We start from the raw sequence: 17,068 nt of genomic DNA, 5'->3' as shown, positions 1-17,068 counted from the left end.
CCCGAGAGAAAGACGCACATGCAACCCCTCCGCGACATCACCGTCGTCTCGCTCGAGCAGGCCATCGCCGCTCCGTACGCCACCCGACAGCTCGCCGACCTCGGCGCCCGCGTGATCAAGGTGGAGCGGCCGGGCGCCGGCGACTTCGCCCGCGCCTACGACAGCCGCGTACGCGGGCTCAGCTCCCACTTCGTGTGGGTCAACCGCAACAAGGAGTCGCTCGCCCTCGACATCAAGGACCCCCGGGGCATGGACGTGCTGCGCCGGCTGCTCGCCGACGCCGACGTCTTCGTACAGAACCTGGCGCCCGGCGCGGCCGAGCGGGCCGGCCTCGGCTGGGCCGATCTGCACGCAGCCCACCCGGAGCTGATCGTCTGTGACATCTCCGGCTACGGCTCCCCCGGCCCGTACGCCACCGCGAAGGCGTACGACCTGATGGTGCAGAGCGAATCGGGGCTGCTGTCGGTGACCGGCACCGACGAGGAGATGGCGAAGGTGGGCATCTCCGTGTCCGACATCGCCGCCGGCATGTACGCCTACAGCGCGATCCTCGCCGCCCTGCTGGAACGGGGCCGCACCGGCGAGGGCGTGCATGTCGACGTGTCGATGCTGGAGGCGACGGTGGAGTGGCTGGGCTTCCCCCTGTACTACGCGTACGACGGCGCCGAGCCGCCGCCGCGCGCGGGAGCGGCGCACGCGACCATCTACCCGTACGGGCCCTTCACCGCCGGGGACGACAAGGTCGTCATGATGTGCATCCAGAACGAGCGCGAATGGGCGGCGTTCTGCGAGCGCTTCCTGCGGCGTCCGGAGCTGGCGACGCATCCGGACTACGCGGGCAACGCGGCCCGCAACGCGCATCGCGAGGCCCTGGGCGCGATCATCGCGGCGCGGTTCGCGGAGCTCACCGCCGCGGAGGCCGTCGAGCTGCTGGCCGCCGTCCCGGTGGCGCACGCCCGGGTCAACTCGCTGGCCGAGGTGTGGCAGCACCCGCAGCTGGCCGCCCGCGACCGCTGGCACCAGGTGCAGACCCCGGCCGGACCGATCCCCGCGCTTGCCCCGCCGGGGCTGGTCGACACGGACCCGCGCATGGACCCGGTGCCGGGCCTCGGCGAGCACACCCGGTCCATCCTCGCTGAGGTGGGCCTGACCGACGCCGAGATCGACGAGCTGACCGCCGGAGGCGCCGCATGACCGGCTCGACGGACGCCCTGGCGACGGCGGTGAGCTGGCTGTTCGTGCCGGCCTCGCGCCCCGACCGGTTCACGAAGGCGGTGGGCAGCGGCGCCGACGCCGTGATCGTCGACCTGGAGGACGCCGTGGCCGCGGACGACAAGGCGGCCGCCCGCGACCGGCTGTACGCCGCCTGGCCCGGGGACGCCGCTGTGCCGGTGGCCGTCCGGGTCAACGGCCCCCGGACCGCCGAGTTCGCGGACGACCTCGCCGTATGCCGCGCTCTGTCGCCCGCGGCCGTCGTGCTGCCCAAGACCGAGTCCGCGGCGCAGGTGCGGGACGCGGCGGAGGCGAGCGGCACCCGCGTACTCCCGTTGATCGAGACCGCGCGGGGGCTGGTCGGTCTCGACCGCATCACGGCCGAACCCGGCTGTGCCCGGCTGCTCTTCGGCAGCATCGACCTCGCCCTCGACCTGGGCGTGTCCGACGACAGGGCGCTCGACTCCGCCCGCGCCGACCTGGTCCGCTGGTCGGTGGTGAACGAGCTGCCCGCACCCGTGGACGGAGTGACCACGGCGGTCCGCGACGAGGCCGCCGTGACCGGGGCGGCCACCCGTGGCCGCGACTGGGGCTTCGGCGGAAAACTCTGCATCCACCCGGCGCAACTCCCCCATGTGCGTGCGGCATTCGCCCCCGCCGCCGACGAGGTGCACTGGGCCCGACGGGTGCTGTCCGCGGGCCACGACGCGGCGGCGACCGTGGACGGTGAGATGATCGACCGGCCCGTGGTCGAACGAGCACGCCGCATCCTCCACCGGGCCGAACTCGCCGCACGGCACACCACGCCGTAGATCAACACCCAAGAGCCGGAAGGCGGCTGCGAACCCCGTGGACATCGCCCAGCTGCGCGATTTCATCGCCGTCGTCGACTCCGGCAGCCTGTCCCGGGCCGCCGGTGTGCTGCACGTGTCGCAGCCCGCCATCAGCCAGCGCATGGCCCAGCTGGAGGCACACCTCGGCGTCCGCCTTCTCGACCGCGGCCCGCGCGGCGTGCGGCCGACGGCCCGGGGTCTGACGCTCTACCGGGACGCGCAGCAACTGGTGCGGCAGTTCGACCGGATCGCGCAGGACATCACGGGCGACCGGCAGCCTGTCCACGGCCCGGTCGCCATCGGCCTGCCCACCACGGTGACCGCGCCGCTCGCCCCCGCCCTGTTCTCCTGGGTGCGCGCCCACTACCCCGGCATCCACCTGCAGCTCTTCGAGTCGATGAGCGGCTACGTACACGAACTGCTGCTCGCCGGACGGCTCGACCTGGCCGCGGTCTTCCGCGAGGACGACGCGCCGCGCGCCGGGGAGCTCCCGCTGTACTCGGAGGAGCTGTACCTGATCGGCCACCCCGATCCGGCCCCGGCGAGCCCGGACGAGGTGTCCCTGCACGATCTGCGGCAGGTGCCACTGGTGACACCGGGGGCGCGCAGCAACCTGCGGGCCCTGGTCGACCGGGCGTTCGCCGCCCACGGGCTGGTGCCCCGGAACGTCGGCGACGTGGAATCGCTGGGCACGCTGATCCGTATCGCGGAGAGCGGCGAGGCCTGCACCATCCTGCCGCGCTCGGTGGTCGCCGTGCACGGGGCCCAGCACCGCCTCGGGGTGCGCCGCATCGTCGACCCCGCGCTGCGCCGCCACATCGCGGTGCGCACGGCCACGGACAGCTACGAGCCGCGCGACACCGTGGTGGCGGTCCGGCGCGGCATCGTCGAGGTGACCAGGGAGCTGGCCGCCACGGAACGGTGGCCGGGCATCAGCCCGGCCTGACGAGCGTGTCGTACTGCCGCCCGTCTCCACCACCGCTGCTACGTTCTCGGTCGACCCAATGGGGGAAATGCGAAACGGAGCTGACGAACTTCCGATGAGGATGCGACTCGAAACGAATCCCGTCGTTTTCACGGTGTCGGTCGTGGTCATCATCGCATTCCTGACCGCGGGAATCGTTGCCACCGACACCCTGCACCGGTTCTTCGAAGCGGTGCAGGAAAACATTGCCGCATCGCTCGACTGGTACTACATCCTCGTCGTCGGCTGTTTCCTCGTTTTCGTGATCTGGCTCGGTGCGAGCCGCTTCGGCCGGATCCGCCTCGGACCGCCCGACAGCCGGCCGAAATACCGCTACCTCACGTGGTTCGCGATGCTGTTCACCGCGGGCATGGGGATCGGATTGGTGTTCTGGTCCGTCGCCGAACCCCTGTCGCACGTGGCCGACCCGCCGATGGCGCAGCCGGGAGGAGCCGCGGCCCGCACGGAGGCGATGCGCTTCACGTTCTTCCACTGGGGCCTGCACGCCTGGGCGGTGTACATCGTCGTGGGCCTGTCCCTCGCCTACTTCGCCTACCGGCACGACCTCCCGCTGTCGATCCGCAGCGCGCTGTATCCGCTGCTCGGCAAGCGCATCCACGGCCGCATCGGTGACGCCGTCGACACGCTGGCCGTCTTCGGGACGATGTTCGGCATCGCCACCTCGCTGGCGTTCGGCGTCCTCCAGGTGAATGCGGGGCTCGCGAGCCTGGGCATCTTGCAGCAGTCGACGACGGTCCAATTGCTGCTCATTGCCGTCATCACGCTCGCGGCCACTTTCTCGCTGCTGTCCGGGCTCGACAAAGGCATGCTGCGCCTGTCCGTCACCAATCTGTGCATCAGCCTGGCCCTCATGACGTTCGTCCTGTTCGCGGGGCCCACCACCGATGTGCTGTCGAGCTTTGTGCAGCAGGTCGGCGACTACGCCCAGACGCTGCCGCAGACGACACTGTGGACGGACGCCGACACGCATTCCGGCTGGCAGGCGTCGTGGACCATTTTCTACTGGGGATGGTGGATCAGCTGGGCGCCGTTCGTGGGGATTTTCATCGCCCGGATCTCCCGCGGCCGCACCATCCGCGAATTCGTCTTCGGCGTACTGCTCGTGCCCGCGGCCCTGACGTTCCTGTGGCTGGCCGTCTTCGGGAACACCGCGTTCTCCGTCGACGCGGCGACCGGCGGGAAGCTCTCCGACAAGGTGGCGCAGGATCCGGCGATCGCCCTGTTCGGCCTGCTCGACGAACTGCCGCTCGCGCAGGCCGCGACCGTACTCGCGACGGTGCTCGTGGCGCTGTACTTCGTCACGTCGTCGGACTCGGCATCCCTGGTCATCGACCTGCTGACCTCGGGAGGCAAGGTCGACACGCCAAGGATCCAGCGCGTCTTCTGGTCCGTGCTCGAGGGCGCCGTCGCGGCCGTGCTGCTGCTCGCGGGGTCCGGCGGACTCGTGGCCCTGCAGACCGCCTCGATCACGACGGCGCTGCCGTTCAGCCTGGTGATGATCGTGATGTGCTACGGCTTGGTGCGCGCCCTGTACGCGGACGACCGCCAACTGCCGCTGGACCGGGTCACCCTGTCCGACCCGCAGCACGAACGCGTCCCCGAATGCGAGGACCCGAAGAGCAGCCCGTTCCGGGACAAGGTGCAGGGGGCTCCCTGAGGGCCCGTCGGCCCGGTGCCTGCGGTGTCAGGAGGGTCGGTGTTCTTCGCCGGCGCTTCGCGGCAGTCGGACCGTGAACGTGGTTCCGCCCGGCTCGCTCGCCACCGCGACCGACCCGTCGTGTGCGGCCGTGACCGCCGCGACGATGGACAGCCCCAGGCCCGTGCCCGCGGCACCCCCGGCGTCTTCGCGCGGCCCGTCGCCGTGCACGAACCGCTCGAAGAGGTGGGGGCGCAGCTCGGCGGGGATGCCGGGCCCGTCGTCGCAGACCGTGAGTTCGACGGTGTCGTCGGCGACGGCCAGGCCCGCGGTGACCCGGGTGCCGGGTGGTGTGTGCCTGCGGGCGTTGGTGAGCAGGTTGGCGAGGATCTGCTGGAGGCGGTGGGCGTCCCCGAGCACGGTGACGGGGTCCTCGGGGAGGTCGAGCAGCCAGTGGTGACCGGGTCCTGCCGCCCGTGCGTCGGTGACGGCGTCCAGGACGAGGCGGGTCAGGTCCACCGGTTCGCGGTCCAGGGGGCGTCCCGCTTCGAGGCGTGCGAGCAGCAGCAGGTCGTCGACCATGGCGCCCATCCGGCTCGACTGCGCGGCGATGCGTTCCAGCGCGTGGGTGACCTCGGGCGGGACGGGCCCCTGGTGGAGCAGGGCGAGTTCGGCGTGGCCTCGCACGGAGGCGACCGGGGTGCGCAGTTCGTGGCTGGCGTCGGCGGAGAAGGTGCGCAGCCGCTCCTCGCTGCGCTGGCGCTCGGTGAGGGCGTTCTCGACGTGGCCCAGCATGCGGTTGAACGCGAGGGTGACCTGGTCGACCTCGGTGCTGCGCGGCCTGGTGTCCGGCGCCCGGGCCGGCAGGGCCACTTCGCCGCTGGCCAGCGGGAGTTCGCTGATGTGCGTCGCGGTGGAGGCGATGCGGCTGAGCGGGCGCAGCGACCAGCGCACCCACAGCACGCCCGCGACGCCCGCCCCGACGAGGACCAGGCCGAAGACGCTGCCCGCGACGAGTTCGAGGCGGTGGACCGCGGCCTCCACCGGTTCCAGCGGGAGGCCGGTCAGCAGTACGTCGCCGTCCCGGCCCGACCAGGCCGCCACCCGGTAGTCGCCGATCGTGGACAGGTCCACGCTGTGGGCGCGCCCGTCCACCGGGACGGCGGCCAGCGCCCGTTCGTCGTCCGTGTCGAGATCGACGGCGACCATGTCACTGCTGTCGCTTCCTTGGCGCACCACGGCGGCATTGGTGACGGCCCCGTCGACGAGGCGGACCCCGAGGGTGCCGGAGGCCTGTCGGCGGGTGTCGCCGTGCTCGTCGCCGTCGTGGTCGTCGCGGCCGGAGGCCGGGTGTTCCAGGCTCGCGGGGAAGGCGCTGCCGGTGTCGGAGAGCTGCTGGTCGAGCCGGTCGGTGAGGAAGCCGCCGAGTTCAAGGACCGCGGCGAGGCCCACGGCGGCGGAGCCGACGGCCAGCAGCACCAGGAGTCCCGCGGTGAACCTGGCCCGCAGGGTGCGCAGCCTCGGGTACCTCACCGGCCGTCCGCCGGCTTCAGGACGTAGCCCGCACCGCGCACCGTATGGATCATCGGCTCGCGGCCCGCGTCGACCTTCTTGCGCAGATACGAGATGTACAGCTCCACCACGTGTGCCTGGCCCCCGAAGTCGTAGGACCACACGAGGTCGAGCAGCTGCGGCTTGCTCAGGACGCGGCGCGGGTGGTGCATGAGGCAGCGCAGGAGCTGGAACTCGGTCGGCGACAGGTCGATCGGCGCGCCGCCGCGGGTGACCTCGTGCGCGTCCTCGTCCATCTCCAGGTCGCCCACGACCAGCAGGGACGCGGTGGCCCGCTCCCTGGTCATCCCCGCGCGGCGCAGCAGTCCGCGCAGCCGTGCGACCAGTTCGCCGAGGCTGAACGGCTTGGTCACGTAGTCGTCGCCGCCCGCGGTGATCCCGGCGATGCGGTCCTCGACGGTGTCGCGTGCGGTCAGGAAGAGCACGCACACGTGCGGCTGGACGGCGCGCAGCTCGCGCAGCACGGTCAGGCCGTCGCGGTCGGGGAGCATGATGTCGAGGACGACGGCGTCGGGCCGGAAGTCCCCGGCCCCGCGCACGGCGGCCCGGGCGTTCGCCGCCGTGCGGACCTCCCAGCCCTCGTAGCGCAGGGCACCGGAGACGACCTCGGCGAGGTCGGGCTCGTCGTCGACGACGAGGACGCGCACGGGAGTGCCGTCGGGACGGGTCAGGGCGGCTGGGCGTGAGGTCATGGCCGCTCCAGCATCTCTCGGTTTTCTCTGAGTTTCCTCTGAGCGTGCCGCCCGTGTCCGCCGTTCAGAGCGTGCTCAGAGGTTGCCGCACCACAGTGGGCAGCCCACCGCCCGTGAGGAGCCGCCCATGGCCACCACCACCCACAGCCCGCCGCCCGTGCGACACCGGCCGACCGCTCCGCGCCGCCGCTCCCCGGCCGTACCGCTGCTCGCGGCGGCCTCGGCGGGCGGGCTGGCCGTGCTCGCCCTGTGGTGGCACGACACGGAATCGGTGCTGGGCCGGGCGGGCTGGCTGACCGGCGCGGGCCGGATCACCGGGCTGCTGTGCGGATACATGTGCGCCCTGCTGGTCGTGCTGATGGCCCGGGTGCCGTGGCTGGAGAAGGGCGTCGGCAGCGACCGCACCGCCCGCTGGCACGCCTCGGCCGGACGCTGGACGATCGGCCTCCTTGTGGCCCACATCGTCCTGATCACGCTCGGTTACGCCGCGCAGGCCCACGTGAACCCGGTGCCGGAGCTCGGCACGATCGTGTTCGACCTGCCCGAGATGCTGAAGGGCACCGCGGGCGCCGCGATCCTGCTCGTCGTCGGCTGCGCCTCGGCGCGGGCCGTGCGCCGCCGGATGCGCTACGAGACCTGGTACTACCTGCATCTGCTCACCTACGCCGCCGTGTTCCTGACGTTCTGGCACCAACTCGCCCTCGGCGCCGACTTCGTGGCGAGCGCGCCCGCGCGTACGGCCTGGTACACGCTGTACGTGTCGGCGGCCTGCCTGGTGGTGTGGTTCCGCGTGCTGACACCGCTGCGGCTCAATCTGCGGCACCGCATACGCGTGGAGGCCGTCGTACGGGAGGCTCCCGACGTCCACTCGGTGTGGCTGCGCGGCCACCGCCTCGACCGACTCGGCGCCGAGCCGGGCCAGTTCCTGCGCTGGCGGTTCCTCTCCCCCGGCATGTGGGGCGCCTGCCATCCGTACTCGCTGTCGGCGGTGCCGAACCCCGACCACCTGCGCATCACGGTCAAGTCGCTCGGCGACCACAGCGGGGCCGTCGCCACGCTGCGGCGCGGCACCCGCGTCTGGGCGGAGGGCCCCTACGGGGCGTTGACCGCCGGCCGCCGCAGCCGACGCAAGGTGCTGCTGATCGCGGGCGGCACCGGCATCACACCGCTGCGCACACTGTTCGAGACACTGCCCGCGGCGCCCGGCGACCTGACCCTGCTCTACCGGGCGCGCACCGTCGAGGAGTTGGCGCTGCGCGGAGAGCTGGAGGCCATCGCGGCGACCCGCCGGGCCCGCCTCGCGTACGCCCTCAACGGTCCGGACGGGGCACGCGCCCCGATCACCGCGGACCGGCTGCGGGCCCTGCTTCCGGACCTCGCCCGGCACGACGTGTACCTGTGCGGCCCGCGCGGCATGTCGCTCGCCGCGTACGACGCCCTGCGCGCCGCCGGGGTCCCCGCAGCGCGCATCCACCACGAGTCCTTCGAACTGTGAGCCCCTCATGCGCGCCCATTCCGTCCGCCGCACCGTGCTGACCTGCGTGGCCACCGTCACCGTGACGGTCCTCGCCCTCTCCCTCAAGCCGCACCACGTGGCCTCTGCCGCCCCGTCCTCCACTACGGCACCCTCCACGAGCAGCGCCTCCGGTTCCTCAGGCACCTCCGATTCCTCAGGCTCCTCCAGTTCCTCCGGTACGCACACGGTCACCGGTTCCACCGTCCAGACCCGGTACGGCCCCGTCCAGGTGGAGTTGACACTCGACGGCTCGAAGATCACGGCCGTCCGCGCCGTGCGGCGGCCCGACGGCGATCCCCACAGCCGGCAGATCAACGCCTCCGCGATACCCACGCTCGTACAGGAGACGCTCAGCGCCCAGAACGCCCGGATCGACACGGTGTCGGGCGCCACCTACACCAGCGAGGGATACATCAACTCCCTGCAGAGCGCGCTGGACGAGGCCCATGCCTGAGACCGACGCACTCCACCGGGTGGTGCGCACGATGGGCACGGTCTTCTCGTGCACCGTGCGCTCCGCGCCGACTCCCTCGCTCACGCGCGCACTCGACGCGGCCGAGGCCCTGCTGCACCACGTCGACGCGGTCTTCTCGCCGTTCCGGGAGGACAGCGCGGTGTGCCGCGTCCGGCGCGGCGAGCCGGTGCCCGTGGCGTGGCGGGAGGAGCTGCGCGAGGTCCGCTCCCTGTGCGAGGACGCCCACCGGCGCACCGACGGCTGGTTCTCCGCACGGCATTCGGGCCTCTTCGATCCCAGCGGCCTGGTCAAGGGCTGGGCGGTGGAGCGCGCGGTGCGCCTGCTGCGCGAGGCGGGCGCCGAGAACGTCTGCCTCAACGGCGGCGGAGACATCCAACTGCACGGCGGCCCCTGGCGCGTCGGGATCAGCCACCCCCTCCTGCCCGGCAGCATCGCCGCACACATCGAGTCCTCCTCCGGGCCCCTCGCGATCGCCACCTCGGGCCCCGCCGAACGCGGCTGCCACATCGTCGACCCGCACACCCTCCGGCCGCCCGCCGCCCCTGCGGCCTCGCTCACCGTGGTGTGCGCATCGCTCACCGAGGCGGACGTCCTCGCGACGGCCGCGTACGCACGAGGAGTCGCGGCGAAGGAATGGCTGGAGCGGCTGCCCGGCGTCGCGGGGTTCGCCGTCGCCACGGACGGCACGACGTGGACCACACACGGCTTCGCGGCGTGCCGACCATGACGGTCCCGGTGCGGTGCGAGACACCCCCACCCGTGGGAATCATGGGTACGCGCGGCAGTGTTCGATCTGTCACCATGAGCGCCCGAAACGGCGGCACAGTGGAAACCTGGCGAACAGGCCCCGGGCGTGCGTGGAGAGGAGACCCATGACGAGAAGGTCGGAGGGAGTACCCGCTCCGGTGCCCGGGGCGCGGCGGTGGTTGCAGCCGTTGAACGGGCCGGGCAGCGGGAGTGATCCCGAATTCTTCGCCTCGCGGCCCGACCTGGTGCTGGTCGCCCGGCGGGCCGCACGCACACCGCCCGGCCGGGATCTGCGCTACCTGGACATCACCGGGAACACCGTGCGGCGCGTCAGCCTCGATGTGCCGGACACCGGTCGCGGTGTGGTGCGGCTCGACGTGCACGACATCGAGGCACCGTACGGTCTCACCGTCCGTGAGCTGGAGGTCGCCACCTGTGTCGCCGGAGGCCTCGGCAACCCGGAGATCGCCGCGGTGCTGGCCTGCTCCCGGCGCACCGTCGCCACCCACCTCGAACATGTCTTCGCCAAGCTCGGGGTGCGGGCCCGGGCGTCCGTGGCGACCCTGATCGCCGCGGAGGACGCGTACGTCGCTCCGCTGCCGAGCCCCGACCTCGTCCTGCCCCCGGCGCTGCTCGGTGTGCTCGGCGCTCTCCGGGAGCAGGAGCCGACGGCGCGTCCCAGCATGTCCAGGACACCGCGGCGGCGTCCCGCGGTGCTCGCCTCCGTCTACCCGGCGGATCCCCTGGCAGGCGCCCCCGTCCTCGCGATGCGGCGCGGCGCCCGGCTGGCGGTCCAGGACATCTCCTCGCGTGGAGGCGTGTCAGGCCGCGAGATCGAGCACCTGACCGTATCCGCGACATCCGAGCAACTCATGGACACCGTGGGCGACTTGGCGGAGCGCGGGGTGGACGGCATCGTGTTCGGGAACTTCCCGCTGCCGGTCGCGCTGCCCGCGCTCGCCGCCGCCAACGCGTCCGGTACTCCGGTGCTGCACAGCATGACCGGGCAGGCGCTGTCCGAGGGGGTGCACGCGGATCCGGCCGGGCTCGGCGCGGTCTTCCAGGTCTGCTCCACCGAGTCCGCGTACGTGCCGGGCCTGCTGCGCACCGTCCGGGACCTGGAGGACAGCGGCGCGTTCCGGCCGCGGCGCCGGCGGCTCGCCGTCCTGCAGCGGGCGAGCACCTTCGACGCGGGGGTCGTCGAGCGCGTGCAGCGACAGGCCGCCGAAGCCGACTGGGAGCTGGTGTTCCTGGAGTCGGTAGCCGACGACGCGCTCGACTTCGCCGACGTCGTCCGCCGCCTGGAGCCGGCGGATCCCGACCTCGTGTCGTTGTCGATCTTTCCGGAGCCGACGCTGCGGGCGTTCCTCGAGGCCACCGCCGGGATGCGGGACAGCGCCACGTTCCACGCGGCGTGGTCGCCGGTGGCCCCGGAGTTCGCCCGGCGTCTCGGAGAGCTGAGCGAGGGCCTGCTGTGGTCGACGGTGATCGGCAACGTCGACGGCCCGCTGTGCACGGCGTTCGAGCAGCGTTTCCGCGCCGCGTTCGGCGCCGACCCGGGCCCCGCGGCCGCGGCCGTCCACTACGACATGGTCAACGTGCTGGCACAGGCGTGGAGTCGGGTCAGCCGGCCGTGGGACTTCGCCGCCGTGCGGGAGCAGTTGCGTACGTCGGCATCGTTCGGGGTGACGGGGGCCCACCAGTTCGTGGGGCGGGGTCAGCGGGGACTGAGCTACCCGGACGAGACGGGCGACCCCGCCCGCGGCCACCCGCACCTCATCTACCGGATCACCGGTGGCGTCAACCAGCGGCTGGCTCCGCCCCTGGTCGGCTGAGCCAGTTCGGCGCGGTCGGCGTGCCGATGCCGTCGCCGCCGTCGACCGGAACGGTCCGGCCGTTGACCCAGTTCGCGTCCGGCCCGAGCAACCAGCACAGGACCGCGGCGATGTCGTCGGGGCGTCCGACCCGCCCGCGTACGGAGGCCCGCGTCAGCGCGTCCACGTAGGACCGCGGGACGGGGTTGACGGCCGACTCGACGTCGACGAAGCCCGGTGCCACCGCGCAGCAGCGGATGCCGTCGCGGCCGTGCTCAAGGGCGATGCCGCGCACCAGCGCGTCGAGCGCCGCCTTGGACGCGGCGTAGACGGCGGTCCCGAGCCGGGCCCGGGTCGCGGCCCCGCTGCTGACGAACAGCAGCGTCCCCGGACGGTCCTCGGCGCGGCAGCGGCGCACGAACTCCGCTCCGGCACTCAGCGCCGAGCGCGTGTTCACGGCCATGACCCGGTCGAAGAGCTCCTCGTCGCTGTCCACGACCGGCACGGCGGGGAACACCCCGGCCGCGTGCACCAGCGCGTCGAAGCCGCCCCGCTCGGTCCAGAGCCGCGCCACGTGCTCGGCCACCACGCCGCCACGGGACAGGTCGACCTCCGGAAGGTCCGTCCCCGTGACCGACCAGCCGTCCGCCGTGAGCCGGTCCACCACGGCGCGGCCGATGCCCCCGTTCGAGCCGATGACCAGCACCGTACGCGTCACGGCCCTCACGCCCCGACGAGTGCGGGCCGGACCCTGCGGGCCACGTCGACACACCGCTCGAACGTCACGTCCAGGGTTTGGCAGCCGGTGATGAAGCGCTCCAGGGCCGCCATCCGCGCTCCCCGCCCCACGACCTGCGGGTGCAGCGTCACCGTCACCACTCCGTCGGGCACGGTCTCCGTCATGTGGCGCACGTCGCGCAGGAACCGGTCGAACATGGCGTCGGCGTCCTGGAGCCCGGGCATCACGAACTGCGGGGTGCGGAGGTACTCAAGGTGCGGATAGTCGTCGAGCGTCCAGGACACCGGGAGTTCGACCACGCCCGATTCCGGGCCGAATTGGAACGGCCCGTCGGCCGGGCAGCGGTCGCCGGAGCGCGCGAGGTAGGGCTCGAAGTCGGTGCCCATCAGCGACGAGTCGTAGACGACGCCGAGTTCGGTGAGGATGTCGACGGTGTGCTCGGTGAAGTCCCAACTGGGCGTGCGGTGTCCGGCGGGCGGGGCGCCGGTCAGCTGCTCGATCAGCGCGGCGGAGCGACGGTTGACCGCCAGTTCGGTGTCCCGGTCCAGCGTCGACACCGGCTCGTGGGCGTACCCGTGCAGCGCGATCTCGTGTCCCGCCTCGGCGACGGCGGCGCTCTGCGCGGGGTACGTCTCCAGGGTGTGCCCCGGGATGAAGAAGGTGGTCGGCACCTCGGTGCGGTGCAGCAGGGCCAGGATGCGGTCGATGGCGTAGGCGCCGAACTCGCCGCGGGAGACGGGCCCCGGGGTGGTCTGGCCGCGGGCCATCCACAGCGATATCGCGTCGAAGTCGAAGGTCAGACAGACGGTTCCGCGGCTCATGCGGGTACCTCCTCGTGCGGGGCGGCAGCGGTGGTGCCGGGAAGGAACTCCAGGGGCTTCGGGGTCGGGTCGTCGAACAGGTTGTCCAGCTCCCAGCGGGCGTAGCCGTGCCGGCTCGGCGGGCCCGGCGCGATCCACAGCACCCGGTCGGTGAGGTCCATGACGACGGAGTAGACGGTCGCGTTGCGCTCGCCCTCCGGGACGTCGGGGTCGGGGTGACGGCAGATGCCGTCCGGGAAGGACCACTCGTCGCGCAGGGTCGCCACGAGATCGGCGACGCCGACCCGGCGCTCGTCGAGCGCGGGTTCCAGCAGATGCCGGGCCCGTACCGGGCGCAGGAGGGTGAGCGCGCTGGTCGACGCCTTCTTGTCGCGCAGCGGCAGTGGCGCCTCGAAGTGGTTGGCGTGGGCGATCAGCCCGTTCTCGGGCAGCAGCGTCCCGAAGACGTCCGGTGCCAGCTCGAAGTCGATCGCCTCGCCGCCGGTGCCGTCGGCGAGCATGATGTTGCCGGACGAGATGCGTTCGACGGGCAGCAGCTTCTTGTGGGCGCCGGACATGGTCCGCGCCTGGAGCGCCCCGCGCAGCAGATAGTGGTACGGGACTCCGGCGCCGCCCCGGTCCCGGTCGGACACCAGCAGGTTGGCGCAGACCCCGAGCCCGGCGGAGTTGAGGCCGCTCTTCGCGAGCATGCCCGCCTCGGCCAACGACAGCACGGCGAACCCGGTCTCGTCGCGGGTGGCGAGCAGGAAGGTGACGTCCGCCTGCTCGGGATGCCAGTCCCAGTTCTGGGCGAGCAGCGTGTGCCCGTCGCGGGTGTAGCGGGGCAGTACGGACAGGGAGGTGCAGCCCTCGTCGCGGTAGCCGGTGCCGTAGAGCATCTCGGTGCGCGCGTTGAGCGCGGCGAGCCGGTGGGCGGGCTGCCGGGCGCCGGTCGCCATACCGTCGAGCATCGCGGCGATCTCGGGGGAGTACGACGCCGCGATGTCCAGGTAGACCCGGCCCCAGCGGTCGATGTCGGCGTCGCTGAGTCCGGCGTCGTCGCGGAACCGGCCCACGTAGGTGTCGAGGCTCCGGGCGATGAGGTCGGCGGTGGCGCGGCCGAGGTCCTCACCCATCTGACGGTGGCTGCCCTGGACGACGATCAGCCGGGGGTTCTGCGGGGTCGCTGCGGACACGGTGCTCTCCCTCACTTCAGTTCGGAGCGGTAGGTCTCGGGCATGCGGCACACGGTGACGAAGGTGATGACGGCCGCGAGCGTCGGCAGCAGGGCGACGAGGACGGCGTTGCCGGTGCTGTTGATGATCAGCGTCGCGATGAAGCCGGCCGTGCCGCCGAAGGCCATGACCGAGAAGTTGTAGCCGATGCCCAGCGCGGAGTAGCGGACGTTGGTGGGGAACAGTTCGGCGAGCGCCGCGGGGCCGGGCCCGGAGAACGCCGCGATGACGAGCCCGATGAGGATCTGGCCGAGGAAGACGCCCACCGTGTTCCCGGTCTGGAACACCAGCATGGCGGGGAAGCTCAGGAGCACGAGCCCGCCGGAGCCGATGAGCAGCAGCGGCTTGCGGCCGATCCGGTCGGACAGTACGCCGAAGCCGAAGATGGCCACCGTCAGCACGACCAGGCCCACGATGTTCGACGCCTCGACGATGCCGGGGGCGATTCCGGCCTCCTCGCGCAGGTGCGTCGGCAGGTACGTGAGGAAGAAGAAGTAGGCGACGGTCCAGCTCACGGTGAAGAAGAAGCCACGTGCCATGGCGCCCTTCTGCGTGCGCAGCGCAAGACGCAGCGGGCTCGCGCTGGTCTCCCCGGCGGCCTCCTGCTCACGAAAGGCGGGAGTGTCCTCCAGGCCGAAGCGCAGCAGCAGGGCGACGACCGCGGTCACCGCGCCGATGAGGAACGGCACCCGCCAGCCGAAGTCCTGCATGCCCTGCTCGCTCCAGAACAGCGAGTTCAGCGCCACCACGCCTGCGGCCACCAGGAACCCGGCGGCGGTGCTGACCTGGTTGAGACTGCCGTACCTGCCACGGGTGCGCGGGGACGCGTACTCCACCAGCATGGCCGCGGAACCGGCCCACTCGCCGGCGACGGCGAAGCCCTGGAACAGCCGCAGCACCACCAGGAGCGCAGGGGCGGCGACACCGATGGTCTGGTAGCCGGGCAGCAGCCCGATCAGGACGGTCGCCGAGCCCATGAGGATCACACTGGCCAGCAGGGCCGGCCGGCGCCCCAGCTTGTCGCCGATGTGCCCGAAGAAGACCGTGCCGAGCGGCCGGGCCAGAAAGCCCACGGCGAAGACGGCGAAGGTCGACAGCAGCGACGACACGGAGCCGCCGCCGGAGAAGAACGCGGCGCTCAGGTACACCGTCGAGTACGCGTAGACGAGGTTGTCGTACTGCTCGAGCAGATTTCCGATGCTGCCGGAGACGACCGCCCGCAGCTTGAGGCCCGCTCTGGGGGCGGTGTCGGTGACCGGTGCCTCGGTCGTTGATGCCTTCATGGTCTCTCTTCTCGCGAGGAGCTCTTGACGGGATTTCCTTGGGGCGAAGGACGGGTGACGGAACGTCAGGCCGCGGCGAGATATCCGCCGTCCACCGGGAGCAGCACTCCCGTGACGAACGAGGACTCGGGTCCGGCGAGGAACGTGAGGGCGTGTGCCAGTTCGTCGGTCTCGCCCGGCCGGGCCAGCGGGGCGCCGTCGACGCGGGCCCGCAGAGCCTCCGGCGGCAGGTCGTCCAGGAGCGCGGTGCGGAAGACGCCGGGCAGCAGAGCGTTCACCCGGATACCGCGCGGCGCGAGCTCGACGGCGGCCACCTTGGTGAGCTGGTGCACCGCCGCCTTGCTCATCTGGTACGCGACCGAGGACGGGACCGTGCCGTCCCCGGTGGGCGGGGTGGTGACACCGTAGATCGAGCCGATGTTGACGATGACGCCCCGGGTCCCGGCCAGGTCGTCGGCGAAGGTCTTGATGCCCCGCCACGGGCCGAAGGCGTTCACGGCGAGCACGCGCGTGAACTCCTCGTCGCTCGTGCCGAGCAGGTCCGCCCGTGCGCTGACGCCCGCGTTGTTCACCAGCAGGTCGACCGGTCCGAACTCCCGGCGGACGATGTCACGCAACCGGTCCCACGACGCGGGGTCGGTGACGTCCAGACGCACGCGCCCCGTCCCGCCGCCGTCCTCCGCGTACTGGACATCGGCCCGCACCACGACGGCACCGAGCTCCGACAGGCGGTCGGCCGCCGCGGCGCCGATGCCACCGGCCGCGCCCGTCACCACCGCGATCTTGCCGTCCAGACCCATGGACATCACTCCCTTCGGTGTCGATGAAGGGGGACAGTAGGTCCGGCCGCGGGGCACGGCATCGGTCATCTGACCGATGTGCGCAGGCACCTCTGGCTCATGGCAGGCCGTGTCTGAGGGGGCGAGGGCTAGTCTCGTGGCTGATCACGGTTACCGACGAGGGGGTTCCGAGGTATGAGCGGAAGAGTGACGGCGGTCAGCAGCAACGGGGAGTACTCGTTCACCAAACCGAACCGGGACAGTGTCAGACTGCTCGCAGGGCTCGGTGTGGAGGGGGACGTGCACGCCGGTGTGACGGTCAAGCACCGCTCACGCGTCGCGCAGGATCCCACCCAGCCGAACCTGCGCCAGGTCCACCTCATCCATGAGGAACTCTTCGCCGAGGTCGGCGGGGAAGGATTCACGGTGGCGCCCGGCGACCTCGGCGAGAACATCACCACGCGCGGCATCGATCTGCTCGGCCTGCCGCTCGGCACACTGCTGCGCATCGGCGACTCCGCGATCCTGGAAGTCACCGGCCTCCGCAATCCGTGCCTGCAGATCGACGCCTTCCAGGACGGGCTGCTGAAGCAGGTCGTCGGCCGCGACGAGGCAGGGAACATCGTGCGCAAGGCCGGAATCATGAGCATCGTGCGGCAAGACGGCGTGGTGCGCCCCGGCGACCCGATCGAGGTGCAGCTCCCCAACGGCCCGCACCAGCCCCTGAACCGGGTCTGACCAGCACCGTCG

General features: G+C 72.0%; 16 protein-coding genes. 9 read left to right on the top strand and 7 right to left on the bottom strand.

Annotated features, from left to right (window positions below; all coding sequences use genetic code 11):
* Positions 1-18 precede the first annotated feature (18 nt).
* From ACY34M_RS37305 to ACY34M_RS37290, 4 genes are read left to right on the top strand one after another with little or no spacing between them, the layout of a single operon-like run.
* Positions 19-1,194: a CaiB/BaiF CoA transferase family protein gene (locus tag ACY34M_RS37305; protein ID WP_462722827.1), complete on the top strand. Its 1,176-nt coding sequence runs from the start codon at positions 19-21 to the stop codon at positions 1,192-1,194.
* On the top strand, positions 1,191-2,024 hold the full coding sequence (locus ACY34M_RS37300) for an HpcH/HpaI aldolase/citrate lyase family protein (RefSeq protein ID WP_462722828.1): 834 nt from the start codon (positions 1,191-1,193) through the stop codon (positions 2,022-2,024). The genes ACY34M_RS37305 and ACY34M_RS37300 overlap by 4 nt, the downstream gene beginning before the upstream one ends.
* A 37-nt stretch (positions 2,025-2,061) precedes the next feature.
* Entirely contained in the window at positions 2,062-2,991 is a 930-nt protein-coding gene (locus tag ACY34M_RS37295) for a LysR substrate-binding domain-containing protein (RefSeq protein WP_462722829.1), read from the top strand.
* Positions 2,992-3,049: 58 nt separating this feature from the next.
* Positions 3,050-4,687, top strand: coding sequence for a BCCT family transporter (locus ACY34M_RS37290; protein ID WP_462724134.1), 1,638 nt, complete (start codon positions 3,050-3,052; stop codon positions 4,685-4,687).
* 27 nt (positions 4,688-4,714) lie between these two features.
* Here ACY34M_RS37290 and ACY34M_RS37285 read toward each other — a convergent pair whose 3' ends face one another.
* Positions 4,715-6,199 (bottom strand): sensor histidine kinase, encoded by a 1,485-nt coding sequence (locus ACY34M_RS37285; RefSeq protein ID WP_462722831.1) that lies wholly within the window; start codon positions 6,197-6,199, stop codon positions 4,715-4,717.
* Complete coding sequence (locus tag ACY34M_RS37280) at positions 6,196-6,930, bottom strand: response regulator transcription factor (protein ID WP_462722832.1); 735 nt, start codon at positions 6,928-6,930, stop codon at positions 6,196-6,198. The genes ACY34M_RS37285 and ACY34M_RS37280 overlap by 4 nt, the downstream gene beginning before the upstream one ends.
* A gap of 127 nt (positions 6,931-7,057) precedes the next feature.
* Here ACY34M_RS37280 and ACY34M_RS37275 point away from each other — a divergent pair, with 127 nt between their 5' ends.
* The 4 genes from ACY34M_RS37275 to ACY34M_RS37260 all read left to right on the top strand — a co-directional run bounded on the left by ACY34M_RS37275 (position 7,058) and on the right by ACY34M_RS37260 (position 11,503).
* Positions 7,058-8,425 carry a ferredoxin reductase family protein gene (locus ACY34M_RS37275; RefSeq protein ID WP_462722833.1) on the top strand — a complete coding sequence of 456 codons (1,368 nt, stop codon included), beginning with the start codon at positions 7,058-7,060 and terminating at the stop codon, positions 8,423-8,425.
* Positions 8,426-8,432: 7 nt separating this feature from the next.
* Complete coding sequence (locus tag ACY34M_RS37270; protein ID WP_462722834.1) at positions 8,433-8,900, top strand: FMN-binding protein; 468 nt, start codon at positions 8,433-8,435, stop codon at positions 8,898-8,900.
* Positions 8,893-9,648, top strand: a complete 756-nt coding sequence (locus ACY34M_RS37265) for an FAD:protein FMN transferase (RefSeq protein ID WP_462722835.1) — start codon at positions 8,893-8,895, stop codon at positions 9,646-9,648. Before ACY34M_RS37270 ends, ACY34M_RS37265 begins: the two co-directional genes overlap by 8 nt.
* Before the next feature lie 145 nt (positions 9,649-9,793).
* Positions 9,794-11,503: an ABC transporter substrate-binding protein gene (locus ACY34M_RS37260; protein ID WP_462722836.1), complete on the top strand. Its 1,710-nt coding sequence runs from the start codon at positions 9,794-9,796 to the stop codon at positions 11,501-11,503.
* Here ACY34M_RS37260 and ACY34M_RS37255 read toward each other — a convergent pair.
* From ACY34M_RS37255 to ACY34M_RS37235, 5 genes are all read right to left on the bottom strand, one after another.
* A complete protein-coding gene (locus tag ACY34M_RS37255; RefSeq protein ID WP_462722837.1) occupies positions 11,469-12,200 on the bottom strand; it encodes an SDR family NAD(P)-dependent oxidoreductase in 732 nt (243 codons plus the stop codon). The genes ACY34M_RS37260 and ACY34M_RS37255 overlap by 35 nt on opposite strands.
* A gap of 5 nt (positions 12,201-12,205) precedes the next feature.
* Positions 12,206-13,042: a polysaccharide deacetylase family protein gene (locus ACY34M_RS37250; RefSeq protein ID WP_462722838.1), complete on the bottom strand. Its 837-nt coding sequence runs from the start codon at positions 13,040-13,042 to the stop codon at positions 12,206-12,208.
* The gene (locus tag ACY34M_RS37245; protein ID WP_462722839.1) at positions 13,039-14,217 is read right to left on the bottom strand and encodes a C45 family autoproteolytic acyltransferase/hydolase; all 1,179 of its coding nucleotides are present in this window, start codon (positions 14,215-14,217) and stop codon (positions 13,039-13,041) included. The genes ACY34M_RS37250 and ACY34M_RS37245 overlap by 4 nt, the downstream gene beginning before the upstream one ends.
* 11 nt (positions 14,218-14,228) lie before the next feature.
* Complete coding sequence (locus ACY34M_RS37240) at positions 14,229-15,539, bottom strand: MFS transporter (RefSeq protein WP_462722840.1); 1,311 nt, start codon at positions 15,537-15,539, stop codon at positions 14,229-14,231.
* A gap of 65 nt (positions 15,540-15,604) precedes the next feature.
* On the bottom strand, positions 15,605-16,345 hold the full coding sequence (locus ACY34M_RS37235) for an SDR family NAD(P)-dependent oxidoreductase (RefSeq protein WP_462722841.1): 741 nt from the start codon (positions 16,343-16,345) through the stop codon (positions 15,605-15,607).
* 168 nt (positions 16,346-16,513) lie between these two features.
* Between ACY34M_RS37235 and ACY34M_RS37230 the strand changes: the two genes are divergently transcribed.
* Positions 16,514-17,056 carry an MOSC domain-containing protein gene (locus ACY34M_RS37230; protein ID WP_462722842.1) on the top strand — a complete coding sequence of 181 codons (543 nt, stop codon included), beginning with the start codon at positions 16,514-16,516 and terminating at the stop codon, positions 17,054-17,056.
* The last annotated feature ends 12 nt before the right edge of the window (positions 17,057-17,068 follow it).

The organism is Streptomyces sp. EDA2-14, from assembly GCF_054963755.1.
The sequence above is the reverse complement of the archived record's forward strand: the minus strand, read 5'-3'. Positions and strand labels throughout refer to the sequence as shown.

Excerpts from the sequence above, each read along its gene's own strand:
- ACY34M_RS37265 (WP_462722835.1), top strand. The coding sequence starts at position 8,893 with ATGCCTGAGACCGACGCACTCCACCGGGTGGTGCGCACGATGGGCACG.
- ACY34M_RS37305 (WP_462722827.1), top strand. The coding sequence starts at position 19 with ATGCAACCCCTCCGCGACATCACCGTCGTCTCGCTCGAGCAGGCCATC.
- ACY34M_RS37290 (WP_462724134.1), top strand. The coding sequence starts at position 3,050 with ATGGGGGAAATGCGAAACGGAGCTGACGAACTTCCGATGAGGATGCGA.
- ACY34M_RS37260 (WP_462722836.1), top strand. The coding sequence starts at position 9,794 with ATGACGAGAAGGTCGGAGGGAGTACCCGCTCCGGTGCCCGGGGCGCGG.
- ACY34M_RS37250 (WP_462722838.1), bottom strand. The coding sequence starts at position 13,042 with ATGAGCCGCGGAACCGTCTGTCTGACCTTCGACTTCGACGCGATATCG.
- ACY34M_RS37230 (WP_462722842.1), top strand. The coding sequence starts at position 16,514 with ATGAGCGGAAGAGTGACGGCGGTCAGCAGCAACGGGGAGTACTCGTTC.
- ACY34M_RS37270 (WP_462722834.1), top strand. The coding sequence starts at position 8,433 with ATGCGCGCCCATTCCGTCCGCCGCACCGTGCTGACCTGCGTGGCCACC.
- ACY34M_RS37280 (WP_462722832.1), bottom strand. The coding sequence starts at position 6,930 with ATGACCTCACGCCCAGCCGCCCTGACCCGTCCCGACGGCACTCCCGTG.
- ACY34M_RS37240 (WP_462722840.1), bottom strand. The coding sequence starts at position 15,539 with ATGAAGGCATCAACGACCGAGGCACCGGTCACCGACACCGCCCCCAGA.
- ACY34M_RS37235 (WP_462722841.1), bottom strand. The coding sequence starts at position 16,345 with ATGTCCATGGGTCTGGACGGCAAGATCGCGGTGGTGACGGGCGCGGCC.
- ACY34M_RS37300 (WP_462722828.1), top strand. The coding sequence starts at position 1,191 with ATGACCGGCTCGACGGACGCCCTGGCGACGGCGGTGAGCTGGCTGTTC.
- ACY34M_RS37275 (WP_462722833.1), top strand. The coding sequence starts at position 7,058 with ATGGCCACCACCACCCACAGCCCGCCGCCCGTGCGACACCGGCCGACC.